18 protein-coding genes are annotated in these 24028 nt (G+C 71.9%); 4 read left to right on the forward strand and 14 right to left on the reverse strand.

Annotated elements, in window-relative coordinates:
* Positions 1 to 3: 3 nt before the first annotated feature.
* The 7 genes from I3V78_RS14995 to I3V78_RS15025 all read right to left on the reverse strand — a co-directional run bounded on the left by I3V78_RS14995 (position 4) and on the right by I3V78_RS15025 (position 11048).
* The gene (locus tag I3V78_RS14995) at positions 4 to 4803 is read right to left on the reverse strand and encodes a myxosortase-dependent M36 family metallopeptidase (RefSeq protein WP_338023584.1); all 4800 of its coding nucleotides are present in this window, start codon (positions 4801 to 4803) and stop codon (positions 4 to 6) included.
* 269 nt (positions 4804 to 5072) lie between these two features.
* Positions 5073 to 5834 carry a hypothetical protein gene (locus I3V78_RS15000; protein WP_204488460.1) on the reverse strand — a complete coding sequence of 254 codons (762 nt, stop codon included), beginning with the start codon at positions 5832 to 5834 and terminating at the stop codon, positions 5073 to 5075.
* Complete coding sequence (locus tag I3V78_RS15005; RefSeq protein ID WP_204488462.1) at positions 5831 to 6550, reverse strand: DUF4956 domain-containing protein; 720 nt, start codon at positions 6548 to 6550, stop codon at positions 5831 to 5833. The genes I3V78_RS15000 and I3V78_RS15005 overlap by 4 nt, the downstream gene beginning before the upstream one ends.
* Before the next feature lie 20 nt (positions 6551 to 6570).
* The gene (gene tmk / locus I3V78_RS15010; protein ID WP_204488465.1) at positions 6571 to 8271 is read right to left on the reverse strand and encodes a dTMP kinase; all 1701 of its coding nucleotides are present in this window, start codon (positions 8269 to 8271) and stop codon (positions 6571 to 6573) included.
* A gap of 5 nt (positions 8272 to 8276) precedes the next feature.
* Positions 8277 to 8990 carry a VTC domain-containing protein gene (locus I3V78_RS15015; protein WP_204488467.1) on the reverse strand — a complete coding sequence of 238 codons (714 nt, stop codon included), beginning with the start codon at positions 8988 to 8990 and terminating at the stop codon, positions 8277 to 8279.
* A 20-nt stretch (positions 8991 to 9010) separates the two neighbouring features.
* Positions 9011 to 10111 (reverse strand): porin family protein, encoded by a 1101-nt coding sequence (locus tag I3V78_RS15020; protein ID WP_204488469.1) that lies wholly within the window; start codon positions 10109 to 10111, stop codon positions 9011 to 9013.
* Between the two features lie 199 nt (positions 10112 to 10310).
* A complete protein-coding gene (locus tag I3V78_RS15025) occupies positions 10311 to 11048 on the reverse strand; it encodes a hypothetical protein (RefSeq protein WP_204488472.1) in 738 nt (245 codons plus the stop codon).
* Positions 11049 to 11153: 105 nt separating this feature from the next.
* Here I3V78_RS15025 and I3V78_RS15030 point away from each other — a divergent pair, with 105 nt between their 5' ends.
* Complete coding sequence (locus I3V78_RS15030) at positions 11154 to 13499, forward strand: serine/threonine protein kinase (protein WP_204488474.1); 2346 nt, start codon at positions 11154 to 11156, stop codon at positions 13497 to 13499.
* On the opposite strand, the gene I3V78_RS15035 is transcribed toward I3V78_RS15030, so the two are convergent.
* Both I3V78_RS15035 and moeB read right to left on the reverse strand, forming a co-directional pair.
* Entirely contained in the window at positions 13493 to 13825 is a 333-nt protein-coding gene (locus I3V78_RS15035) for a rhodanese-like domain-containing protein (RefSeq protein WP_204488476.1), read from the reverse strand. The two genes, I3V78_RS15030 and I3V78_RS15035, sit on opposite strands and share 7 nt — an antisense overlap.
* An 11-nt stretch (positions 13826 to 13836) precedes the next feature.
* Complete coding sequence (gene moeB, locus I3V78_RS15040; protein ID WP_204488479.1) at positions 13837 to 14997, reverse strand: molybdopterin-synthase adenylyltransferase MoeB; 1161 nt, start codon at positions 14995 to 14997, stop codon at positions 13837 to 13839.
* Between the two features lie 120 nt (positions 14998 to 15117).
* Here moeB and I3V78_RS15045 point away from each other — a divergent pair, with 120 nt between their 5' ends.
* Complete coding sequence (locus I3V78_RS15045) at positions 15118 to 15504, forward strand: HesB/IscA family protein (protein ID WP_204488487.1); 387 nt, start codon at positions 15118 to 15120, stop codon at positions 15502 to 15504.
* Positions 15505 to 15534: 30 nt separating this feature from the next.
* On the opposite strand, the gene I3V78_RS15050 is transcribed toward I3V78_RS15045, so the two are convergent.
* From I3V78_RS15050 to I3V78_RS15060, 3 genes are read right to left on the reverse strand one after another with little or no spacing between them, the layout of a single operon-like run.
* Positions 15535 to 16053: an acyl-CoA thioesterase gene (locus I3V78_RS15050; RefSeq protein WP_204488489.1), complete on the reverse strand. Its 519-nt coding sequence runs from the start codon at positions 16051 to 16053 to the stop codon at positions 15535 to 15537.
* Positions 16054 to 16082: 29 nt separating this feature from the next.
* A complete protein-coding gene (locus I3V78_RS15055) occupies positions 16083 to 16856 on the reverse strand; it encodes a deoxynucleoside kinase (protein WP_204488492.1) in 774 nt (257 codons plus the stop codon).
* 13 nt (positions 16857 to 16869) lie between these two features.
* Positions 16870 to 17691, reverse strand: a complete 822-nt coding sequence (locus I3V78_RS15060; protein WP_204488494.1) for a glycerophosphodiester phosphodiesterase family protein — start codon at positions 17689 to 17691, stop codon at positions 16870 to 16872.
* Between the two features lie 303 nt (positions 17692 to 17994).
* Between I3V78_RS15060 and I3V78_RS15065 the strand changes: the two genes are divergently transcribed.
* Together I3V78_RS15065 and I3V78_RS15070 are read left to right on the forward strand one after the other, a co-directional pair.
* Positions 17995 to 20106 carry a serine/threonine protein kinase gene (locus I3V78_RS15065; RefSeq protein WP_204488496.1) on the forward strand — a complete coding sequence of 704 codons (2112 nt, stop codon included), beginning with the start codon at positions 17995 to 17997 and terminating at the stop codon, positions 20104 to 20106.
* 158 nt (positions 20107 to 20264) lie between these two features.
* Positions 20265 to 21065, forward strand: coding sequence for a hypothetical protein (locus I3V78_RS15070; protein WP_239576433.1), 801 nt, complete (start codon positions 20265 to 20267; stop codon positions 21063 to 21065).
* Here I3V78_RS15070 and I3V78_RS15075 read toward each other — a convergent pair.
* Positions 21062 to 22312: a hypothetical protein gene (locus I3V78_RS15075; protein ID WP_204488498.1), complete on the reverse strand. Its 1251-nt coding sequence runs from the start codon at positions 22310 to 22312 to the stop codon at positions 21062 to 21064. The genes I3V78_RS15070 and I3V78_RS15075 overlap by 4 nt on opposite strands.
* 98 nt (positions 22313 to 22410) lie before the next feature.
* Positions 22411 to 23973, reverse strand: a complete 1563-nt coding sequence (locus tag I3V78_RS15080; RefSeq protein ID WP_204488501.1) for a hypothetical protein — start codon at positions 23971 to 23973, stop codon at positions 22411 to 22413.
* Positions 23974 to 24028 lie beyond the last annotated feature (55 nt).

Here is a 24028-nt window from a genome sequence, read left to right on the forward strand (position 1 = left end):
TCATCAGTTCATGCGACGGCGGCGCAGCAGGCCGAGCAACCCGAGGCCGAGCAGGCTCATCGGGGCACCCGCGCCAGTGGCCGAGCAGCCACCCTTGTCACCACCGGAGCCGCCACCCGTCGGGGGAGTGCCCTTGACGGTGACGGAGACGATGGAGGCGGCGCTCGACAGCGAGCCGTCCTTCACCACCAGGCTGAAGCGCAGCTCGGCGTCCGCGGTCAGCGTGGGCGCGGTGATGCTCGGGGTGGCGGTGTTCGCCCCCTCGATCGTGGCCCAGGGGCCACCCACCTGCGTCCACTCGTAGCTCAGGGCATCGCCGTCGGGATCCGAGCTGGCGCCGCCATTGAGCTGGAACGTGGCGCCGGAGTTGACCGTGGCCCCGTCACCCGCGACGGCCGTGGGCGCGCGGTTCACGTTGCGCACGAGCACCTTCACCGTGGTGGTGGCGGACGCCGTGCCGTCGTTCACGCTCACCTCGAAGGTGAACTCGGTGTCGGCGGACACCTCACCGGCCTCGAAGGAGGCGTGGGCGGTGTTCTGACCGGCGAGCGTCACCGTGGGACCGGACTTCTGCGTCCAGGCGTAGGAGAGCGTGTCGCCGTCGGTGTCGTAGCCGATGGCGTCCAGGTGGATCGTGGTGCGCTCGTCCGCCGTCACGTCGAGCACCAGCAGCTCGGGCGCGCGGTTGACGTTCTGGACCACCACGTTGACGGAGTCCGTGGCGCTCGTCTTGCCGTCGCTCACCCACAGGGTGAAGGTGAGCGTCTCGGAGCTGGAGACCTCGGGGGCGGTGAACGAGGCGCTCAGCGACGTGGCGCCGCGCAGGGCCACGGGCGTGCCCGCCGTCTGGAACCAGCGGTAGGTGAGGGGGTCGCCGTCCTCGTCGCTCGCCGAGCCCATGAGGGTGACGGCCGCGCGCTCATCGACGAGGGCGTCGAGGCCCGCGTTGACGGAGGGCGCGCGGTTGAGGTTCAGCACGCGCACGGTGACGCTGCTGGTGGCCGAGGCGGTGCCGTCGCTCGCGGAGAGCTCGAACACCAGGTCCGTGTCCGCCGCCACGTCGGGCGCGGTGAAGGACGCGGTGAGGGTGTTGGCGCCCGAGAGCGTCACCGAGGGACCGGACTTCTGCGTCCAGGCGTAGGTGAGGGGCTTGTTGGTGGGCGAGTAGGCGCTGCCCGTGAGCGTCACGGCGGTGCGCTCGTCCACGGTCTTGTTGGCGCCGGCCGACACCACCGGGGGACGGCTGGTCACGCACGAGGCGGGCTGGGCCACCAGGGTGGTGAAGGGCTTGTTGGTGAGGCCACCGAAGTCGAGGTCATCCAGCAGCCAGCCGTTGGCCGCGGCGCCGTTGTCCGTGCCGATGCGGAAGCGGATGCGCACCGTCTTGCCCGCGTAGGTGGTGCCCAGGTTGAGCGTGGCGGTGGTGAGGGCGGGGAAGCCCGCGCTCTGGCCCACGATGGCCTGGCGCCCCTTGAGGGGGTTGCGGTTGCTCGGGTAGGAAGCGTCGTCGTTGTACAGCGCGCCTTTGTACAGCGAGGTGCCGATGTCCACCCACGTCTGGCCGTCGTCCTGGGTCAGCTCGATGACGGCGCCGTCGTAGTAGTCCGCCGGGGTGACCGTGGTGTCCTGCTCGAAGTCGTAGGCGTGACGGAAGGTGACGGTGAAGGCGGCGGTGCCCACGTTGAGCGCGGGGGTGATGAGGCGCAGGTCGGTCGGCGCGCCCTCGTTCGGCCCGAAGAAGTAGCCGTTGAGGTCCGCGGCCGGACGCACCACGCGGAAGTTCGAGGCGCTCAGCGTGGGATCGTTCTCGAAGGTCCACGGCGGCGTCTGGGCGTCCACCGTCTCCTTGGCGCTGCTCGCGGGCGACTCGTTGTAGTTGCCGCGGGTGGCCAGGCTGGCCGTGCGGTCGCCCGGGATGGCCTGCTGCTCGTCACGCGCGGCGACGGAGAAGTCCAGGCGCTGGGCGGTCGAGGCGCCGTTGAGCGACACCGGGATGAAGGCCTCGGCCGTGCCGCCCACCGGGATGGTGGGGATGGCCACCGTGCCGCCGTTGCCCACGGTCACGCCCTTGCTGCCGGAGAACACCGTGGCCGAGGCGCGCGTGGCGGGCTGGGAGCCGGAGTTGCGCACGACGATGCGCAGGCGGCCCGTCTCGCCGTTGTCGAGGATGCCGTCGTGGTCGCACGAGGTGGCGTCCACGTCGTCCGCGAGCGAGATCGAGACGATGGCCAGGTCCGCGCCCACCGCGTAGCTCTCCACCACGCCCACGTGGGTCGTGGAGAGGCGGTCCGGGGCCACGGCGCCCACGCCGGCGCCGCGCTTGGCGAACGCGCGCCACAGCCGCTCGCCGTCCGCGGGATCGTTCGCGTAGGCGGAGGCGATGACCGCGTCACGCGCCTCCAGGTAGGTGGGGGCCGCGGGCGTCATCTTGTAGCCGTTGACCAGGTAGCTCTTCATGCGCGCCTGGGCGTCCGCGAACGGATGGGCACGCAAGAGCGACGCGTAGCACTCCCACAGCATGGTGGCCCAGATCTCACCCGAGTTGTGGAACTGGGAGTTGGCGTTGCTGTTGACGACGATGGGCGCCGTGGTGGGCAGCGCCTGGCCGTTGGCGATGTGCCGGAAGGTGAGCGCGTTCTTCGTCATGTCCGTCGAGTAGCCGACGCGGCGGATGCCGAAGTAGGTGCTGTCCTGGGACGAGCCGCGCGTGGCGTACTCGGCCATGCCGTAGACACCGCTCCAGTTGGCGTTGGTCGCGACGTTGATGTCCTCCGCGCGCACGACCATCAGCAGGGAGTGGAAGTCACCCCAGCCCTCGCCCATGGAGCGGCCCTGGTTGTTCGTCAGACCGGCGGAGTTCTGCACGAGCCGGTTGCTGATGTAGTGGCCCCACTCGTGCGCCACGATGGCGTTGTCCACCGTGCCATCCAGGTCGAGCACCGCGGCGCGCTTGAGGCTCACCGACAGGCCGGGGATGGTGGCGCGCAGCTTGTTGCCGTCCGCCAGCGTGATGCGCAGCGTGGGGATGGTGATGGTGGTGGACGCGCCACCCAGGCCCACCGCGGGGCCCGCCACGTTGTCCGCGATGATGACGCCGATGGCGCCCGCGTTCTGCGCGTTCGTCACCTTGATCGTGAAGTCGCAGCTGCCACGGTCGATGAGGGCGATCTTCCCCGTCACCTCCGCGCCATTGACGAGCGGCGTGCAGCCGTCCGAGGCCGGCGCCGTGTCGTCCTGGGCGACGACCACGTCACCCGTGGTGTCGAACACCTGGGGGCCGAACGCGCCCGCCACGCCCACGGTGTAGTCCCCCGCGACGCTCGCCGGCGCGTGCGCCGTGAGCTTGGCGTTCTGGCGCCCGTCGAAGAGGTACATCTGCATGCGCGGCGACGCACCGTCGGCCGGCGTGGACATGTTGGCGTTGTTGCGGCCGCTGTAGTCCTGCGCCTGGGCGGCGATGGGATCCTTCTCCCGACCGCCCCGGCCGAAGTTGCTGCTCTGCGCGTTGCCCGACGCCTCGTCGAAGCCCGAGTCGTAGAACCAGTCGTGCAGCCAGTTGTTGACGAAGAACAGCTGCGTGGTGGCCGCGGCGATCTGCGTCGCGTTGGCCGAGGGCTGGATCGTGGCGTCGAACGAGAAGTCGAACACGCCCGGCGCGGTGACACCGGGGCGCAGGTCGCCCGCGTTGAAGCCGTCCGGCTCGCTCAGGTCCGCGTAGGCGTCCACGTTGTTGCCCGTGGTCTCCACGGCGCCGGCCGGCAGCCAGGGATCATTGCGGCTGAAGGGGATGTTCTGCAGGGTGATGAGCGAGCGCGGCTCGAAGCCGGGCGCGGTGTAGGTGCCCGGAACGCCCGTGGGGTGGGGCGTGGAGCTGTTGCCCGAGGGACCGTCCTTGGGCGTGTAGGGCGGCGTGGTGTCCGCCCAGGCGCGGTAGGAGAAGTCCGCGTGCGCCGTGAGGTTGATGCGCGAGAGCAGCTGGCCGTCCACCGCGGACACCACGTAGGCGTAGTAGTCCGACTCCGTGGACTTCATGCTGCCGGTGTTCAGCTCCAGGTAGTAGGCCGGCACCAGCGCGTCGGGCATCGGGTAGAGCACGCGCCGGGCGCGCGCCGGGACGATCAGCCCCTCGGCCAGCGGCCGCGCGTAGGAGGCGAGCTGGTAGTGGGTGTAGAGACCGTCGTCCGCCTGGGCGCGGCCCATGGCGGTGAGCAGGCTCGCGTCCAGCGCCTGGCCCGTCAGATCCTCGTAGGCCCGGGCGATGGCCGAGGCCGCGTCCAGCGAGAAGCGGGTGCGCGCGGCGGAGGTGGTGCTCGACACGTGGGGGGACAGCGCGCCGGAGATGGCCACCAGCTCGTTGTGCGCGTTGAGCAGCAACTTGAGGGACTGGCGGAACACCTCCACGCCGTCCACGTCCTGCGCCAGGGTGACCACCGTGACGCCCTGGGTGTTGCGGCTCACGGACGTGACCTTCGCGCCCGTGTTCTGGAAGGACCGCAGGCCGTAGAGCGGCGCGTGCTCCTCGAGCTGCGCGAGCGCGGCCTTCTCGGGCGCCATGCGCGTGAACTGCGCGCGCTGGGGCGTGGCGTCACCCTTGTGGACCCAAACGAAGCTGGGCTGACCGCGGCGCTCGTCCATGTGCGCGACGCGCGGGTTCATCCCCGCCGCCGGCTGGAAGCCCGCGCCCGTGCGGAACATGGGCTTGACGTCCTGGATCGCCTCGTAGTTCGGCAGGGGACGGGCAGCGGCGCCAGTGCCGGTCAGCACCAACGCCAGACTCGACAATTGTGTGAACAACCTTCTCACGTAGGGGGCTCTCTCTCTGGTGGCTTCGCGACGGCAAAGTTTCGCCAGAGTGAATTCTAGAACCCAAATGCCGGTCAGCCGACAGATGCCCCCGGTCCTTTTCGGCTGAATTCTTGACGGCCTTTTCGGTCCTCACCCGGAATTCTTGAGATGTATTTCCCGACTCACTGGTTGTCCGGGATTCGGGTCGTGAGCGGCGCATCCGTTCTAGCGGACGCGCCGCCCGCGCCGAAGGGGCTCCGGAGTGGCGTCGGAAAGGCGCCGGCGCCCTACGGCTTCTTCACGTCATGGGCGACGAGCTCCTCGAGCCGCTCGCCTTCCTCGCGCACCTTGCCGATGCCGGGCACCAGCCAGTAGACGCGGTCGTCGTCGGGCTTGAGCTTGTCGCCGCGCTTGCGCTCCACGCGCACGGCGTTGGTGAAGGTGCCGGCGGGCGTGGTGATGGTCTGGTTCACCGCCGTCACGCTCCACACGTAGCTCTTCTCCTTGTCCTCGCTCGTCTTGTCCACGGTGGTGTACGTGAGCTCGCGGATGTTGGAGGTGTAGCTCCAGCCCTGGGTCTGCTCGCGGGCGAGGGACTTGATGGTCGCCGGGTTCCAGGTCTTCACCTGCTCGAGCTTGCCCTGCTTGCGATCCTCCTCGCGCAGGCGCAGCACGGTGCCGTTGCGCTCCACCTGCCAGGACATCTCCTCCTTGTTGGGCTGGGTGCTGAGCACGGCGGTGCCCGTCATGGTCGTGTCCGGGATGCCCTGCTCGCCGAGGATCTCCACCCGCTTCTCGAAGACGCCCTTGGAGGGGTCGGTGATGCGGTAGGTCCACGTGGAGCCCTTCGTGAGGGGCCACAGCGTGGTGAAGGCCTCGGGGGTGGAGGGCTTGCCCGAGTCCCCCTCCGAGGGAATGTCCGGCAGGGTGACGCTCCCGTCCGGATTGGTGACGGAGGTTTCCCCCCCCGCGCCAGGAAGACTGCCGCCGATACCGCACCCCACCAGACACCCCGCCGCCACCAGCGCGGTCCAGCTCCAGCGTTTCATCCGCGTTCCTCCTTGCCGCCCTTGCGGGCGGGCATCTCCATCCACCGCAAGCCGCGCACGGGTCCGCCCGAGGCGCCAGCCAGCGCCGACGCGAGCACACCCGGCTCCTTCTCCTCCACTTCCAGCTCCACGCGCCGCCCGTCGAAGTCCATGGCGCACGCGCGCACCATCACGTTGCGCTCGCCCAGCGTCTTGCGCAGCCACTCCTCGGCGCCCACCAGGTCATCGGCCTGCGCCGACACGAGCATGCGCGGCCGCGGCTCGCTCGCCGAGGCCTCCTTGTCCTTCTTCTCGAACAGCTCGAGCACCCACAGCAGCAGGCCGACGAAGAGGGTGCCCACGCCCGCCAGGCCCAGGCTGCCGTGGCCGCACGCCATGCCCAGGCCGATGACGAGGAAGAGGATGGCGGCGTCGCGCGGATCCTTGAGTCCCGAGCGGAAGCGCACGAAGCCGCCCAGGCCCACGAGGCCAAAGGCCTTGGCCATGCTGTTGCCGATGACCGCGGTGATGACGGCCGCCGCGGTGCACAGGAGGATCTGCGCCTGCACCATGTCCGCCTTGGGCAGGGGGCGTCCGGAGAGCAGTCTCCACGGACGCAGCGACAGCACCGTGCCCAGCAGCACCGCGGCCACCAGCCGCGGCACCATCATGCCGGCGTCTCGCAGCGAGACGCCGGAGGCCATGTCCTGACCGATATCCGTGAAGAAAGACTCCATTGTGGACGACCTCGTATGTGTCAGAGCGGGGGCCGGGCGACGTCGCCGTCGAGGGCTCTCGGCGCCGGGCGTTCACGCGGCAGTGTAGCAGTGTGCGCCGCGGCGACGAGGTGATAGGCCTTGTGGAGCACCGGCAGACGGCTGCCTGTCCGCTCCAGGGCACCCAGGACGAGCGTTTCCACACGCTCGGTGAGGGGCAGCCCGCGCAGCGACGACACCACCGTGGACGGCCAGCGGTCCACGAAGCTCTCGCGCAGCCGCCAGGCGCGCGCGTCGTCCATGCCGTCCACCGAGTCCAGGGCCTCCTTGGTGAGCGGGGCGCCACGCTCGCGCAGCACCCAGGCCTCCTCCGTGTCCAGCCCGGTGATGGAGCGCAGCACCACCTTGCGCGCCTTGTTCTCCAGCGCGAAGCGCAGCTCGCGGGCGAACGGGGTGTCCAGGCCATCCGTGCTGCGCAGCACCGCCAGCCGCGCCCGGCCCAAGAGCTCCTGGCGCAGCGCGTCCGCGCGCTCCGAGCCCAGGCCCGCGAGGCTGCGCGCCACGTCCGAGAACAGGCCCCGCTTGAGGCCGAGCTCCCGCACGCCCCAGGCCGTCTCGTCCTCCAGGCCCGCGAGGCCACACAGCACGTGGGTCAGGTGCCCCTCGCGCAGGCCCCACTCGCGCAGGGACCAGGCCTGGGCCGAGTCGTTGCGCTTGAGGCCCGCGAGCACCTCCGCGGGCGCCTCGGTGCTCAGCCGATCGCGCAGGGCCATGGCCTGGGGCGCGGGCGAGGCGCCCAGGCTCTGGGCCACGTCCCGGGGCACCACCTCCGTGAGCATCTCGCGCAGGGCCCAGGCCGGCTCGTCCTCCAGGCCAACGAGGCCGCGCACCGTGAGGCCCGGGAAGCGCTCCACACAGGCCAGCCGCCGCTGGTGCGCGGAGAGACCGGGCACGCCGCCGAGCAGCCACGTGGCGAGCTGGGGCTCGCGCGTCTCCACCTCGTCCAGCGCCCGGAGGAAGTGCTCCTCCACGGCGTCCAGGCTCTCCGGCACGTTCGTCGCGCGGCGGGGCGCCTGGAGGAGGGGCACGGCCTCGCGGCCCTGGAGCCGGGCCACCACCGCGTCCACCAGCCGCTGCTCCAGCACGTGCAGGGGCACGTCGTTGTTCTCCAGGATGATCCAGCGCGAGGGGTCGCGCTGGGCCATGGCGCGGAAGGTCTCGCGCATGCGCACGGCGAGCCCCGCGCCCGCCAGGCCCTTGCGGCTGTCGGAGTCCGCGGCGCGTCCGGACTGGCTCTTGCCCAGGCGCTTGCGCAGCCGGGCGAGCTCCGGCTCCACGTCCACGAGGATGACCAGGTCCGGCCACACGCCCTGGGAGGCCAGCTCACACGGCGCCTCGAGGGCGTCGGGTGGCAGGCCGCGCCCGCCCCCGGTCAGGGCGAGCTGGGAGTAGAGGTAGCGGTCGCTGATGCACACCTCGCCGCGCGCGAGCGACGGGGCGATGATCTCCTCGAGCTGCTGCGCGTCGCGCGCCAGGTTGAGGAAGAACTCGGTGCGCGCGCCCATCTCCAAGAGGGTGGAGTCGCGCGTGAGATCGCGGATGCGCCGGGCGATGGGCGAGGCCAGCTCGCCGCCCTCGCGCGCATGGGCGACCTTGTAGCCCAGCCGGCCGAGCCGCGCCGCGAGGAGGTTGGACAAGGTCGTCTTTCCGCTGCCGTCAATGCCTTCGAAGTCGATGAACACGGTGCCTATCCCTCCGCGAGCCGATCCGCGACGAAGTCGTGAATCCTCGCCATCCCCTCGGCGAACTTGCTGTACGCCGGTTTGCGCCCCGGGTTGAGTGCCGCGAGCCACTCGGGCAGCTCCTCCCCCAGGTGCTTCACTTCCACCACCACCCGCTCGTCCCGCACGAGCGGCGCGCCCAACCGCTCCGCGCTCAAGGTCGTCTGCCCGAGCGCCAGCGCGCTCGTCACCCGGTGGAAGCCGACCTCGCGGTCCACCGTCACGCGCCAGGACTGGGAGCACTGGTACACGTGCCGCTGATAGGTCACCGCCAGCACCGGCATGAGGCTGCCCCCGGCGATGAGCGGCAGCAGGCGCGCGCCGCCGCGCAGCACCTGGCCCAGCTCCGCGCGCGGCACCCACACCCGGCGCTTCTGGGTGACGCCGTTGCGCTCGCGCTTGACCTCCAGCACCACGCGCTCCTGGCCCGAGGCCCCCACGTCCGGCGCGTACTCCTTGGTGCGCACCTTGAGGCAGTCCATGGGCGTGCGCAGCGAGCGCAGCGTGAGCGGATAGCCCGGCTTGTCGAAGTACACCGAGGTGATGCGCGTGGGCGCGGGAGGCGGGGTGTCGATGGAGCCCGACAGCCGCGTGCACAGCGCGAGCGCCGCGTCCTGGCCGAGGATGAGCTTGAACTCCCGGCGCAACTTGGTGACGTCCCCTTCCGCGAACTGGATCATGTGTCTTTCCTCCTTGTCCGCTAGAAGCGGGTGGCCAGCTGCATTGAGAATTCGAGTCCCGCGAGCTCATCTCCGGGCCTCAGCGCGTGCTCGGCCTGGAACTGGGCCTTGAAGTGCTGCGAGTAGAGGATGTTGACGCCCCCCACCAGTGCATAGCCCCGGGCCCGCAGGGGCCCGGTGAGCTGAAGCAGCTCGGCGCCCGCCAGCGGCTGCAGCGCCCAGCCCTCCAGGCCCACCGGCAGCACATAACTGGCCAGTGCCATGCCCCCCCGGAAGGGGCCGGGCGCGATGCGGCCGTTGACGAGCTCGCCCGACAGCTCCAGGCCGCCCAGGCGCCACGCCGCGTTGGCGGCCAGCGCGTGGTGGCGCGTGCCGGAGAAGACCTCGGTGAGGTAGCTGCTCGCGCCCAGGGTGAGGCGCTTGAAGGGGCGCACCGTCACGCGCAGCGACGCGTCCTCGCCCAGGCGCGTGCCGCTCGCGTCCTTGGCGCCCTCGAAGACGCCGCCCGACACGCGCAGCCGCCAGGCCTGCTTGACGTTCACCTCGCCCATGAGCCCCAGGCGCCGGCCGCCCAGCTTGTGCGTGTCCTCCAGGTAGTCGGCCAGCAGGCCGCGCCGCACCACGGGCAGGGCCCAGGAGGAGTCCAGCTCGCGCTGGAGGAAGGGCGCCTTGAACTGGCCGCCATAGAGCCGCAGCTGCTTGGAGTCGGAGGCGATGCGCAGGAAGGCGTCCTTGAGCATCGACTTGCTGGACAGGTCCGCCGTCACCTCGGCGTCCACGTGCGACAGCGACGCGGCGAGGCCCACGCGCGCGGAGGGGATGGAGAGCGAGCGCGCGAAGTCGTCGCGCTCGTCGGCCCGCATGCGCGCGTAGACGCGGCCGAAGGGGCGCACCTGGAAGCCCTTCTTGTCCGGCAGCACACCCTCACCGCCCTCGGACACGGGCTGACGGGCGGGGCCTCCCGCCTGGGGCGGCTCCAGACCACTGCCGGTGAGGGGCTTCTCCTGCCGGGGGGCTTCCAGGGGCGGGGGCAGCTCATCCGCCCCTGCCGGGAGACTCCCCCACAGCAGTGAGGCGACGAGGCCCCCCCTCCCGATCGAACTCCAATGCCCCGCGCTCATGTCCGCCTCCCACCCGCCGTGGGAGGTGTGCCGTGCAACGAGAGTGCCTACCGCCACCCACCGTCCGCGGGGCGACAGAGAAGGGGGTTTTCTGTTGGGCAGTGGTCGGCGCAAGGCCCTCGGAGGGCCCCGGGCGCCATCGCCTCCCGCGTCACGGGGGCGGCGCGGCTGTGAAAATTACGGGCGGCGTGGGCGAAGATTACGGGTCGCGGGGGGGGTCGGGCGTCGGCGGGGCCGCGGGCTCGGCCGGGGTCGCGGCGGGCTCGGCGGCCGCGGGAGGCGCCGGTGCCACGGGAGCCGTCGGAGGCACGACGGGGGCCCCGACGGGCTCGGCGGGCGGCTCGGCGGGCGGCTCGGCGGTGGGTCCGGACATGGACTCGGGGACAGGGCCGGTCGGTGGGGGAGGGGGGGCCGCGTCGGCCCGGTTTCCCTTGAGGAGGGTGAACACGGTGTAGCCGACCAGGGCGAGCGCCCCGACGATCAACAACCCCCAGGCCCACTGGCGGGGAATCCGGGCGGAGGCCACGTCGAACGCGCCGTGCAGGGACTTGTTGCGCGTGGTCTGGAAGAACACGTCGAGCTGGTAGGGCCCCTCCTGCTCGGGGGTGAAGGTGGCCTCCCAGTGACGGCCCTGGCGCTTGACGGTGCGGGTCTCCCCGCCGGAGGTGCCCCCGGGCCGCAGCGTGAGGATGAGGGGCCCCTCGAAGGGCGCGCCCTCGAAGCTGCCCACGTCCAGGGCGAGCTTGAACGGCTCGCCCTTGCGCGGGGGCGCCGGGCGCAAGGTGCCCACCAGGCGCTCCTCGGTGTCCGACCAGCGCAGGGTGATGACGTCGTCCTGGGGCGTCATCTGGATGATGTCCGTCCGCCCGCCTGGTCCCGGCTGGGCGCTCACGGCCATGGCGGTGGCCAGGCCCAGGGCCGCCATGAGAGGGAGCATGCGTTTTCGCGCCGGTCGTCTTTGCCTCGACCCGGTGGGTCGCCTAAGATGTGCCGCCCTGACCTCTTTCACTTCGCGCTTGCTCCCCCCGGCGAGCTACCCGGGATGACTCCACAAATCTTAGGCAAATATCAGCTCATCAAGAAGCTTGCCACGGGTGGCATGGCCGAGGTGTGGCTCGCGCGCCAGCGGGGCATCGAGGGCTTCGCCAAGAACGTGGTGGTCAAGCGCATCCTCCCGCACCTGGCGGAGGATCGCGAATTCGTGGAGATGTTCCGCAACGAAGCGCTCATCGCCGCCAAGTTCAACCACCCGAGCATCGCGCAGGTGTACGAGTTCGGCGAGGCCAACGGCACCTACTACATCGCCATGGAGTACATCCACGGCGAGGACCTGGGCCGGGTCTTGCGCAAGGCGTTCAACGCGGGCGGGTGGATCGCCCAGCCGCTGGCCATCCGCATCGTGGCCGCGGCGTGCGAGGGCCTCTACTACGCGCACACGCGCACGGATGACTCGGGCCGGCCCCTCAAGGTCGTGCACCGCGACATCTCGCCGCAGAACATCCTGGTGAGCTTCGACGGCTCGGTGAAGCTGGTGGACTTCGGCATCGCCAAGGCGGCGGACCAGGCGTCCATGACGAAGTCGGGCGCCATCAAGGGCAAGTTCGCCTACATGGCGCCGGAGCAGGCCGCGGGCAAGGCGTTGGATCACCGCGCGGACATCTTCGCCATCGGTCTGGTGCTCTACGAGATGCTCACCAGCGAGCGGCCCCTCAAGCGCGACATGGAGCTGGCCACGCTCCAGGCGGCGCTCGAGTGCAACATCCCGCCGCCCTCGCAGGTGGCGGACGTGCCCCGGGAACTGGACGCGGTGGTGATGCGCGCCCTGGCCAAGGCGGCCGATGATCGCTACCGCGACGCGCGCCAGCTGCAGACGGCGCTCGAGGAGTTCCTCGTCAGCCAGCGCTGGGTGGCCGGCTCGGTGCAGATCTCCGAGCTGATGGAGGCGCTGTTCGCCGACCGGCTGGACGAGGAGCGGCGCAGCGGCAACCCCGAGCCGCGCAGCGAGGGCGAGTCGGTGACGGCGGCCCCCGCGGCGCCGGAGTTCCCCTCGGGCGAGGAGCGGCCGTCCTCGCGCAACACCGGCCGCGAGCAGCGCGCGTCGGCGTCCCCGTCCGGCAAGGACATGGCGTGGGAGGCACCGCCGGGCGAGATGCAGCACACCAACGTGCGCCGCACCTCGGCGCGTCCGGCGCTCAAGCGCACCGAGTCGCGCACCCTGCCGATGACGGACCTGGAGGACGAGGAGTGGCAGGCGCCCCAGTCCACCGAGGTGGGCCTCGAGCCGCGCCGCCGCCCGGCGCAGGAGCCCCCGCCTCCGCGCCGCTCCCTGACGGGTGCGCAGGCGCGTCAGCCCAGCCGCGTGGACGTCAACCGCAGCGCCTCCCCCGAGTCCACGGGCATGCGCCGCGCGGGCTCGGCCGACGCCATGCCCCGCCGCACGGGCGTCCGACCCAGTGAGGCCGAGTCGGAGGAGCCGCCGCGCGCCTCGCGCTCGTCCATGGCCCTGCGGCCGCGTCCCGAGGAGGACGAGGACGATCCCGAGCGCACCATGCTGCCGCCGCCCGAGCCCGAGCCGGTGCGTCGGCGCACGGGCATGGCCCCGGCGGCGTCCGTGTCGGACTCCGGCGTGCGTCGGCGCACGGGCGTGGTGTCCCGCCCGGAGACGGCCGACGCGCCGCCGCCCGTGCGGCGCCGCACGTCCGCCCAGCCCCGGGTGTCACGGCCCGAGGAGGAGGACAGCTCGCCGAGAGGCAAGGCCGCCGCGTCGGGCCGCCGCTCGCGCCGCGCGCTGCCGCTCAAGACGGTGTTCGGCCTGGTGGGTGTCGCGCTCGTGCTGGGCGGCGGGCTGCTCTTCCGCAAGCAGTTGATGGACATGCTCAGCAGCACCGCCATGGACGGGCAGGGCATCTTCATCACCCTGGAGACCAACCCGCCCGTGGAGGTGTCCGTGAAGCACAGCGCGCGCTGTCGCTCCGAGGCGCCCCTCACGGCCCTGGGCAAGACGCCGCTGCGCAATATGTCCGGCGCGCACCTGCAGGACACGCTCGTGCTGGAGAACAAGCAGCTCGGCATCCACAAGGAGATCGAGGTGCCCTTCGGCGAGCCCAACGAGCACAAGATCCTGCCGCCGGAGGAGTTCAAGACGGGTCAGGTGCGCCTGAAGCTCGTGCCGCGCAGCGTCTCCGGCGTGGAGATCTTCCGGGATGGCCAGAAGCTCGGCCTCTACCAGCCGGGCCTGTCGTTCCAGCTCATGGAGGGCAGCCACCACCTGGTGCTGCGCAGCCCCATGCTCAAGGAGGAGGTCCTCGTGGACGTGGACGTGAAGGCGCACGGCATCGAGGACAAGGAAGTCAACGTCTCCAAGCTCATCCAGGGCGGCGCTCAGTAGCGGGGCAGCCTCGGGTCCACCACGCGCGAGTAGAGGTCGATGCCGCCGCGCAGGGACATGGCGTCCAGGCCCCGCGCGCGCAGGTAGGCGGTGCCATCCAGGCTGCGCACGCCGTGGTGGCAGTACACGACGATGGGCCGGTGGCGGAAGGCCTCCAGCTCGTCGGCGCGCTCGTCCAGCTCCGGCAGGGGGATGAGCACCGAGTCCGGCAGCGCCACGAACGCGTTCTCCTCGGGAAAGCGCACGTCGAGCAGCACCGGCCGCGACTCCGGGGGGCTGGAGAGCTGGGCGGCGAGGGTAGGGGGATCGATCTCGGGAATGGGCATGGCGGTTCCTGTCAGGCGGACGCGGCGCAGAAGCGCTCGTAGTCGATGAGCTCCACCGTGGCGCCGGGCGCGCAGACGGGGCAACGGGGGTCGCGCCGCAGCTTCAGCTCCTGGAAGCGGGTGCCGAGGGCGTCGAAGGTGAGCAGCCGGCCCACGAGCGGCTCGCCCACGCCGAGCAGCCGCTTGAGCGCCTCGTTGGCCTGCATCAGTCCGATGATGCCGGGCAGCACGCCCAGCACACCCGCCTCGGCGCAGGAGGGCGCGAGCTCGGGGGGCGGCGGCGTGGGGTAGAGGCAGCGGTAGCAGGGCCCTTGACCGGGGACGAACGTGGTCACCTGGCCCTCGAAGCGGAAGATGGAGCCGTGCACGTTGGGCAGCCCGAGCAGGACGCACGCGTCGTTGAGCAGGTAGCGCGTGGGGAAGTTGTCGCCGCCGTCGATCACCACGTCGTAGCCCCGGAGGATGTCCAGGGCGTTGGCGGAGGTGAGCCGCTCGCGCACGGGCACCACCTTCACGTCGGGGTTGAGGGCCTCGAGCGTCAGCCGGGCGCTCTCCACCTTGGGCTGGCCCGCGCGCGCGTGGGTGTGGAGCACCTGGCGCTGCAGGTTGCTCACGTCCACCACGTCCGCGTCCACCAGCCCCAGCGTGCCCACGCCCGCCGCGGCGAGGTAGAGCGCCGCGGGCGAGCCCAGGCCGCCCGCGCCCAACAGCAGCACCCGGGCGTCGAGCAGCTTCGCCTGTCCCTCTTCCCCCACCTCGGGCAGGGTGAGGTGGCGGCGGTAGCGCTCCTTCTGGGCGGCGCTCAGCACGCGGGGCTTCTCCACGGGCAGGTGCGCGTCGCTCCAGCGGCTGAAGCCCCCGGCGAGCGAGGCCACGCGCGTGTAGCCCATGTGCCCGAGCGTGGCGGCGGCCAGCGCCGAGCGCGTGCCCCCCGCGCAGTAGAGGATGATCTCCTCGTCCCGGGCGGCCTTGTCCTCGATCCGCAGCTCCAGGAAGCCCCGGGGGATGTGCAGGGCGCCCGGCAGCCGTCCGCCCGCGTACTCGTCCGCCTCGCGCACGTCGATGAGCTTCACCGGGGCACGCGCCTCGAGCAGGCGCCGGACCTCCTCCTGGGACACTTCGCGGATCGCCTTCTGGGTGGCGGACAACAATTCACGGAAGGTGGCGGCCATGGGGCGCACGTATAACCCGCGAGCCCCGGGTTTTCGCTTCCGGATGGCGCTTGGGGCCCCAGGTGGGATGGAAATCCCGGCGAGCGGCGTTATAAGGCGCTGGTAAGGAGACCGACCCACATGGACACCCCCACGACGAACGCCGCCCCGACTCCCTCCGCCGCTCCGGCCACGCCCGCCCCGGCGGTGCTGCTCACCGCGGCCGCCCTGGCCCAGGTGAAGAAGGTCATCCAGGACCAGGGGTTCCAGGGCTACCTGTTCTCCATCCGCGTGGTGCCGGCGGGCTGCAGCGGCCTGGGCTACGACCTGAACATGGTGCGCGAGGCCAAGCCCCAGGACATCCTCTGGGAGCAGGACGGCGTGAAGCTCACCACGGACGCGCTGAGCAGCCAGTACCTGTCGGGCACGGAGATCGACTTCGTGACCTCCGTCACCGGCGCGGGGTTCAAGTTCAACAACCCCAACGCCAAGTCCTCCTGCGGCTGCGGCACGTCCTTCACGACCTGAGCCCGGTCTCGCCCGGGGCGGTGTGGGGCGCTACCCCGCCGCGCCGGGCTTGATGACCTTCTGCCAGGCGAAGCTCGTGGGCTTGCGCGCCAGACGCTCCTGGCGCCGCTGCTCGGCCTCGCGGAACGCGGCGCGCTCCTCCTCGGTGTCGAGCTTGAGGGGCGGCACGGGCACGCGCTGGCCCTCGGCCGTGAGCGCCACGAAGGTGAGCAGCGCGCTCGTGGTCAGGTTCTTCTCGCCCGTGAGCGGGTTCTCCGCCACCGCCGTGACGCCCACCTCCATGGAGGTGCGGAACGCGGCGATGACGCGCGAGTGCAAGGTCAACGTCCAGCCCACCTTGATGGGGGCGTGGAAGTGCAGATCGTCCATGGACGCGGTGACCACCACCTGACGGCAGTGCCGCTGGGCGGCCACGGCGCCGCAGATGTCGATCCACTCCATCACCTTGCCGCCGAACGCGGTGTTCACCGAGTTGGCGTCCGAGGGGAGGACCATCTGCGTCATCACGACTTCGGACTCGCGGGGGCTCTTGGGCACAAGCTCGGGCATGGCGGGGTTCCTATCGCGCGGGCGCGCGTTCAGGCGAGGAAGGTGGAGACGCGGTCGAGGAACTCCTCGCGGCCCCGGCCGGAGCGGATGTCCTGGGTGGAGACATCCAGCACCAGGCAGTCCACGCCGTACTTGTTCTGCAGCACCTGGGGGAAGCTGGCGTAGTAGCCATTGAGGCCCCGGAGAAAGCCCTTCTGCATGCCCTTCTCCTCCTCGCGGCCGCGCTCGAGGATGCGCCCGAGCAGCACGTCCACCTGGGACACGTCGAAGCAGATGACCTTGTCCGGCTGCACGATGCCGCGCGTGAGGCGCTGGAAGTACTCGAAGTACAGGTCCAGCTCCGCGTTGGTCAGGTGCCCCAGGCCATGCAGGTACTTGGCGAAGATCTCCGGATCCTCGTAGAGCGTGCGGTCCTGCACGCAGCTCTTCTTCACCGAGTGGATGAGTTCGTGGTGCTCCACGCGCCGGATGAGGAACTCCAGCTGGAGGGTGAAGGACCACCGCCCCATGTTGGCGTAGTAGTCCTTGAGGAAGCGGTTGTCGATGACGGGCTCGTCGAACAGCTCGAAGCCGAAGGCCTGGCTGATGAGCTTGGCGGCGGTCGTCTTGCCCGCGCCGATGTTGCCGGCCAGGGCCACGAAGCGCCGCGCGCGGGGCACCCGCACCCGCTTCACCGTGTTGCGCGACGCGGCCGGGGCGGGCGGAGGCGGCTCGGCGGGGGGCACGAGCACCTCCAGGGGCGCGGAAGGAGGCGAGGACTCGGACGTCTTCGGAGCGCGCTTGCGGGCGGGAGGGCGGGGCATACGGGCCATGGGCTTAACGCGGGTTGTGGGACGCGTCCAAGACCTGGCGCAGGAGATCCGGCCGATCCGTCATGATGCCCCCCACGCCCTCGGCCACCAACTGGCGCATCTCCTCGGGCTCGTCCACCGTCCAGACGTTGATCCACTTGCCCCGGGCCCGCGTCTCGCGCAGCAGCGCCTCGTCCACCAGGCGCACGTCTCCGAAGTACAGCGGCATGTCCAGCACGCTGTAGCGCGCGTCCTCCGGGGGCGCCTCGCCGGCGCGCACCGAGAGCACGAAGGCGGTGAGCGCGTCGCGGGGATAGAAGTGGCAGGCGTCCGGCATCACCCGCACGAGCCGCTCGGCCACCGCGTCCTGCTCGCTGCCCACGCACACGCGCTCGAGCGCCCGCTCCTCGCGCAGCACCTGGAGGAAGGCGTCCTCGATGCCCGGCGTGTCCGGCTTCACCTCGATGTTGAGCCGCAGGTCCGGAAAGGCCCGCAGCACCTCACGCAGGGAGGGCATCCGCGCGCCCTGGCCCCGGAAGGGGTGGCTCTGGCCGCCGTCCCGGGTGAAGCCATGGCCCGCGTCCAGCCGCTGCAACTCCGCCAGGGTGAGCGCCGCGAGCGGGCCCGCCCCGTCCGTGCACCGCTCCAGCGTGGCGTCGTGCGCCACCACCACCTCGCCATCGCGGCTCAGGTGCACGTCCGTCTCCAACATCTGCGTGCCGTGGCGCTCCACCGCCGCCCGGAAGGCGACCAGGGTGTTCTCCGGCGCGAGCAAGGAGCCCCCCCGGTGGGAGATGTGCAGGGTGGGTGTCAGGCCCCGGAAGTAGGCGTGAGGGGTGGGTGGCATGGGCGGGATGTTAGATCCATCCCGCATGGCCGTGTGCGTCATCGCGAAGGGGGCCCCTGCGTGCTCCGCTGTCCGGTGGCGGGGCACGGCGGACGGGGGAAGTAGCCGGATGGGTGTCGGGTCTGGTAAGCCCGGGGGAGGTGCGTGGCGCCGCCCCGGAGCGGGTTCCGGGGTAAGCTCGCCGTGCGTCCGCGCTTCTCCTTCCGGTCCGATTCCTGGGGTGCTGCCATTCCCGAGAAATCTCCTCAGATCGCCACCCCCTTCGGGAAGTACCTGCTCGTCAAACGTCTCGCGACGGGTGGGATGGCGGAGCTCTTCCTCGCCCAGGAACCTCCGAATCCGGAGCTCCTGGTCATCAAGCGCATCCTTCCCTACCTCACGGAGGAGCCCGAGTTCGTCCAGATGTTCCTGGACGAGGCGCGCATCGCCGCGCAGCTGCACCACCCCAACGTGGTGCAGGTGTTCGAGCTGGGGCGCATCAACGAGAGCATCTTCATCGCGATGGAGTACGTGGAGGGCGTGGACCTGCGGCGCGTCCTCATGGAGGAGGCGAAGTTCTCCGCCGCCGTGCCCTACGCGGTGGCCGCGCGCATCTGCTCGGCGGTGGCCGCCGGGTTGGACCACGCCCACAACTCGCGCGGCGTGGACGGCCGGCCCCTGGGGCTCATCCACCGCGACGTGAGCCCCCAAAACGTGATGGTGGGCTACAACGGCGCGGTGAAGCTGGTGGACTTCGGCATCGCCAAGGCCGAGGCCCTCGCCGAGCGCAGCAAGCCCGGCGTCATCAAGGGCAAGTTCCTCTACCTGTCGCCCGAGCAGGTGTCCCAGGAGCGGTTGGATCACCGCTCGGACATCTTCGCGCTCGGGGTGATGCTCTATGAGATCACCACCGGCCGCGCCCCCTTCGCCCGGGCCTCGACCGAGAACATCCTCTTCGCCATCCGCTCGGAGAACCCGTCTCCGCCGCACCTCATCCGCGACGACTACCCCCAGGAACTGTCGCGCATCGTGATGAAGTGCCTCATCAAGGACCGCACCCAGCGCTACCAGCACGCCTCGCAGGTGCAGGCGGACCTGGAGACGCTCCTGGACTCGGGCGCGCTGCGCCAGAGCAACGACGTGGCGGCCTACGTGGCGCGCCTGCTCGGCGCGGAGGAGGAGCGCACCCAGCTGCACGTGCCCATCTCCGGCGGGCGCAAGGACCTGGCCTCCCTGGTGCCGCCCGCGGGCCTCGCCTCGCGCCCCAAGCGGCGCGCCCCGAGCGCGCCGGAGCTGCCGCTCATGGGCGACTCGGACGACGCCGACATGGCCACCGAGATGTCCCGACCCCGGGATCTGCTCGCCGCCGAGTCCCTGGGCGAGGAAGAGGGCGACGAGCCCACCGCCGTGGGGACCCTGCCCGGAAGGGCGACGCCCGCGCGTCCCCTGGCGCGCACGCCCACCCGGGCGCCGCCTCCGGTGCCGGACGACGAGGACGAGGACGAGGCCACCGCCCACGAGCGTTTTGGCCGCACGCCCGGGGGACGCCGGCCCGCGCCGACGCCCCCGCGCAAGCCCTCCGAGGCGCCCCTCGCGATGGATCGCCGCCGCTCCACGCCGCCCGTGCCCGACGAGGAGGACGAGCCCTCGTCCACCACCGCGCACTCGGTCTCCACGGTGAATGATCGCGGCCCGGGCCGCGGTTCCGGCTCGCGGATTCCGGTCGAGTCCTTCGCCGAGCGCACCGCGTCGCGTGGCGTCTCGCTGTCGGGCGTGTCGCGCACCGAGCCGCCCCTCAACGACGACGACGACGACGAGTCCACCTCGAACTACGCCGTGCACCACACCACCCAGACGGGCGTGAGCAAGGTGGGCCCCGTGCCCCGGCCGCCCAGCCGGCTGCGCCTGGTGATGGTCGCCTTCACCGCGCTCGTCGTGGTGCTGGGCCTGGGCATGGCGTGGCTCTACTTCACCCAACCGCCGCCGCCCGCGCCTCGGATGAAGCCGCGCGCGGAGCGGGTCGTGGTGCCCCCGCCCTCCGAGACGACCGGGACCCCCTCCAGCGCTCAGGCGGACGCGGCACCGCCGACGACCCCCCCCGCCCCGGCCGCGCCCACCGCCGGGGCCCCCTCCGCCGCGGGGCTCGCGGGTACGGCCTCCGGTGCCACGGTGGACGCTCGGAACACACCTCCTGACACCCGCGCACCCCGGAAGGTGCAGGTGCAATTCAAGGCCCCGGCCGGCAGCCTGGTGAGGGTGGAGGGGGCGAAGGTGAAGCCCAACGGCACCCGGACCCTGATGCCTGGACCGGTGAAGGTGCGGGCCCGGTGTCCAGGTGCCCGGAGTTCCAACACAAATCACGAACTGACCGTGCCCGAGACCTCACCGGACAAGTTCACCTTCACGCTGCGTTGTCCCTCGGGAACCTGGCGGTAGGCGGGGCGGACAGGGGGGCATATGCGCCGCCCTGCCCCTCCTGCGGACAAGTGGGCGGGGGTACGAGGGAGTGGCCATAAGCCATTGGATTTGCAGGGGTTTCGTTCCGCTGATCGCGTTTACACATGTCAGGGGGGCCTTTAAACTCTTCCCCCTCCATGGCTCGCGCGAAGAAGAAGAATCTGGCGAAGAAGCGGACCTCGCCGGCGGGGCGGATCGCCCGAGAGCAGTCGCTGTCACCCGAACCCAACCGGTTGCTCAAGGTGTGGCGGCGCGTGCTCGAGCGCCGTCTGCGCACCCGGCTCAAGGGCGCGGTGGCGGTCGAGGTTCACGACAACACACACACCATGCTCACCTTCCAGCGGCAGCGGGCGCTGTGGCGGGTGCGGCTGCATCACATGTTCCTCGTGGCGGCGGATGACATCATCCAGGCGCTCGCGGATTACATGCGCCACGGGGACGCGGACGCGAGCGCGACGCTCGACCGCTTCATCGAGCGCAACAAGGCGTACATCCGCCGGGTGTCCCCCGCGCAGATGCGCAAGCGGCTGCGGCTGGAGCCCTCCGGGCAGCACCACGACCTGGGCCGCATCTTCGAGCGGCTCAACGAGCGCTACTTCCAGGGCCGCGTGGACGCCGCCATCACCTACGGGCCCGCGCCCAAGGTCACCCGGCCGCGCAAGAGCATCAAGATGGGCTCCTACTCGGCCGACTCGCGCGTCATCCGCATCCACCCGGCGTTGGATCAGCCCGTGGTGCCGCGCTACTTCGTGGAGTCCATCGTGTTCCACGAGATGTTGCACCATGTGTACCGCACGCGCCGGGGCGAGGACGGTCGGCGCTGCATCCACCCGCCCGAGTTCATGCAGCACGAGCGGCGCTTCCACGACCACGCGCGGGCGCGGGCGTGGGAGCTGGAGAACCTGGACCTGCTGCTGCACGCGCGGGTGACGGCCTAGGGCAGGATGATGCCGCCAGGGCTGCGCCGCTCGCCCTCCCGGGCTCCGGGAGGGGTGGGCGCGGGGCCCTGGGGGCGCGGGGCCTCGGCGGTGGAGCGCGCGGTGGACGCGGCGCTCCCGGCGAGGGTGACGAGCAGGGCCTTCTCGAACAGACGCTCGGCGAAGCGCGAGACGCGGTCCGCGGGGCCGTGCGCGAGCAGTCGGGCCTCGGCGCGTGCCAGGCGGGCGGGCCGCTCCTTGCCCAGCCGCTCGAAGTGCAGCGCCATCTCCCAGACGCGGTGGGCCTGGAGCTGGCGCATGGGCTCGGCGGCGAGGAAGTCGCGCGCGCGGGCCTGGGCGAGCCCGAGCAGCTCCGCGTTGCGCTGGGCGGGGGTGAGCGTGAGCGGGCTCTGGCGCAGCTCGGCCACGGCGCGCGCCAGGTGCTCCAGCGCGCTCAGGGGCGGCAGCCAGCCGCGCATCTCCTCCTCGTCATGGAGCGCGTGGGCTTCCTGGGCGAGCCGCTCGTCCTCGGGCTCGGGCGCGGGGAGCGCGGGCGGGGCGTCCTCGCGTGGCCGCACGTCGAGGTGTCGCAGCACGGCGTCGAGGCCCGGCGGGAAGGCGGTGCCCGTGCGCAGGTTGAGGCCCGCGGCCTGGGCCAGTCGCTCCAGGGCCTCGGCGAGGGGAAGCTCCACGGCGGCGTCGGGGCCGGGGCTCGTGGCCTGGCGGGCCGCCCGGCGGTAGTCGCCCCGGTTCATCTCCGCCACCTGCAGGCGCGTCACCCCCGTCTCGTCCGAGGTGAGCACCTGGATGGCCTCCACGCCGCCGCCACGCAAGAGCCGGGGAATCTCCAGCACCCGCTCGCCGGTGCCGTCGATGCTGGTGAGCAGGGCGGGCAGGGCCTCGGCGGGCGGGGCGTCCGGCGCCGGGGCCTCGGGGGCGGACGGGCGCGCGGGCGGGGCGACCGCGATGCCACGCGAGCGCAGCTGGTAGAGCGCCTTGCGGGCCGCCTTGGCCAGGACCTTGTTCTCCGCGCCCGCGAGCGCCTCGGCGAGCGCGGCGGCTCCGGCCTGGACGGCGCCCTCGAGCAGGGCGAGCGCGAGGGGCTCGGGCAGGGCCGCGACGTCGGCGGGGGGCGCGGCGGCGGGCGCGCTGGCCCAGGGGCGGGCACGCGCGACGGCCTCGGGCGGCAGGCCGGGCAGCTCATGGTCCGTGCGCAGGGCATCCAGCAACGCGCGGGGATCGGTCGGCGAGGGGCGGGCGTTGAACATGGCCACGACATGTAGCGCGCTCGCCGCGCCAGGAAAGACCCCGGCGCCGTCCCGCGGGCGGGGGCGACCACTGGCCCACAGTTGCAGCCGCCCCGCGCTCAGCGGCGGCGCACCAGCCAACTGTCTCCGGCCTGGGCGGCCACCGCCAGCTCCTGCTGGAGCCGGGCGCCGAAGATGCGCGAGGGGTCCACGCCCCGCACGAGGAAGTGGTCGTAGGCGAGGCCCTGGGTGGCGTACTGGAACTCCTGGGGCCGCCACTCGGAGGGGAAGGTGGGCGGCGGCGTGCCGCGGTAGCGCAGGGGCGAGTGGGGGGTGAGGGCGAAGCTGAAGTTGGTGAGGCCGCCCCGGGCGCGGGCGAGCTCGGCGGCGCCGTGCAGGAAGACGGGGTGGTGCATCACCCGCGAGCGGGCGTCGAAGACGAGCCCCATCACCCGGGGCCGGGCGGCGGTGGCGGCCACGAGCGTGTCCCACTCGGCGGCCTCGCGGGCGAAGGCGCGGAAGCCCTGGCCCAGCACGAGCGCGAGCGGCAGGGCGCACGCGGCCCCGGCTCCGAGCAGCGCCCGCTCGAAGGGGGGCCGTGTCACCGGCACGCTCGCGAGCACGAGCAGGGCGGCGAGCTGCGCGTAGCGGGTGTTGAGGTAGTAGGTGTAGCCGCGGATGTCGAAGGGCAGCAGGAAGTAGAGGCCGAGCGCGAGCAGGGCGAGGCCGGGCAGACGCAGCCGCGCGAGCGGGCGCTCGGGACTGGGGGCGGGCCGGAGCACGCCGAGCACCGTGGCCCCCGCGGCCACCGCGGCCACCGCGTACAGGGGCAGGCGGTCCGATCCGTCGCGCAGCAGGTTGGCGAGCACGTCGAGGAACTCGGCCCGGTTCTGCGCGAAGCTCTTCCAGGCGAGGTTCTCGGGCGAGAGCATGGGGCCCCACGCCATCCAGGGCGCGCCGACCTCCACCCGCGAGGGCTGCCCCAGCCGCAGCACCACCCACGCGAGGAAGAGCGCCACGCCGGGCACCACGCCCGCGAGCGCCGGCAGTCGGGGCCCCACGCGCGCCCAGAGGCCGGGGATCGCCCCGTCCTCGTCCACCGGCGTGGTGAAGAGCAACCAGGGCAGGGCCAGCGCGAGGAAGGCGAACACCTGCACGTGGAAGAGCAGCACGGCGACCAGGGCGAGGGCGAGCCCCGCGGCCCAGGCGCGCCGGCGCGGCGTGTCCGTGAGGGCGCGCAGGAAGCAGCCACAGCACACGAGCGCCAGGGGCAGGGCGGCCAGGTAGTTGATGAAGCCCCAGCCGAAGTTGTCGCCGTAGGCCAGGGGCAGCGCGAGCACGGCGGGCCAGGTGGGCCGACCCAGCGCGCGCAGCAGGAAGGCGAGCGACAGGGGCAGGCCCACCACGTACGCGGACAGGAAGAGCCGGTTGGCCAGGTCCAGGGGCAGCAGCCAATGCAGCAGGCTGACGGCGTGGTAGTAGCCCAGGTAGGGCGTCAGCTCGTGCCGCGCGGCGAACACGCCGGGGTAGAGCGTGGTGGGGTCCTCCAGCCGGTGCAGCACGGAGATGAGGTGCAGGTGCTGGGGCAGGTCCACCTGGGGCAGGTGCGAGGACAGCCACAGGGGCAGGGCGCCCAGCAGCAGGGCGGCGGCGAAGAGCGGGCGGGAGGGTCGCGCGGACACGAGGGCGCGGACTGTACGTGGCGCCGGGGGCACTCGCGAGCCTCGGGCCGCTTGG

This window comes from Archangium primigenium (assembly GCF_016904885.1).
In the GTDB taxonomy this organism is placed as follows: domain Bacteria; phylum Myxococcota; class Myxococcia; order Myxococcales; family Myxococcaceae; genus Cystobacter; species Cystobacter primigenius.

Coding starts and splice junctions, on each gene's coding strand:
- I3V78_RS15000 (WP_204488460.1), bottom strand. CDS start 5,834: ATGAAACGCTGGAGCTGGACCGCGCTGGTGGCGGCGGGGTGTCTGGTG.
- I3V78_RS15005 (WP_204488462.1), bottom strand. CDS start 6,550: ATGGAGTCTTTCTTCACGGATATCGGTCAGGACATGGCCTCCGGCGTC.
- I3V78_RS15015 (WP_204488467.1), bottom strand. CDS start 8,990: ATGATCCAGTTCGCGGAAGGGGACGTCACCAAGTTGCGCCGGGAGTTC.
- I3V78_RS15020 (WP_204488469.1), bottom strand. CDS start 10,111: ATGAGCGCGGGGCATTGGAGTTCGATCGGGAGGGGGGGCCTCGTCGCC.
- I3V78_RS15025 (WP_204488472.1), bottom strand. CDS start 11,048: ATGCTCCCTCTCATGGCGGCCCTGGGCCTGGCCACCGCCATGGCCGTG.
- I3V78_RS15030 (WP_204488474.1), top strand. CDS start 11,154: ATGACTCCACAAATCTTAGGCAAATATCAGCTCATCAAGAAGCTTGCC.
- I3V78_RS15035 (WP_204488476.1), bottom strand. CDS start 13,825: ATGCCCATTCCCGAGATCGATCCCCCTACCCTCGCCGCCCAGCTCTCC.
- moeB (WP_204488479.1), bottom strand. CDS start 14,997: ATGGCCGCCACCTTCCGTGAATTGTTGTCCGCCACCCAGAAGGCGATC.
- I3V78_RS15045 (WP_204488487.1), top strand. CDS start 15,118: ATGGACACCCCCACGACGAACGCCGCCCCGACTCCCTCCGCCGCTCCG.
- I3V78_RS15050 (WP_204488489.1), bottom strand. CDS start 16,053: ATGCCCGAGCTTGTGCCCAAGAGCCCCCGCGAGTCCGAAGTCGTGATG.
- I3V78_RS15055 (WP_204488492.1), bottom strand. CDS start 16,856: ATGCCCCGCCCTCCCGCCCGCAAGCGCGCTCCGAAGACGTCCGAGTCC.
- I3V78_RS15060 (WP_204488494.1), bottom strand. CDS start 17,691: ATGCCACCCACCCCTCACGCCTACTTCCGGGGCCTGACACCCACCCTG.
- I3V78_RS15065 (WP_204488496.1), top strand. CDS start 17,995: ATGGCGGAGCTCTTCCTCGCCCAGGAACCTCCGAATCCGGAGCTCCTG.
- I3V78_RS15070 (WP_239576433.1), top strand. CDS start 20,265: ATGGCTCGCGCGAAGAAGAAGAATCTGGCGAAGAAGCGGACCTCGCCG.
- I3V78_RS15075 (WP_204488498.1), bottom strand. CDS start 22,312: ATGTTCAACGCCCGCCCCTCGCCGACCGATCCCCGCGCGTTGCTGGAT.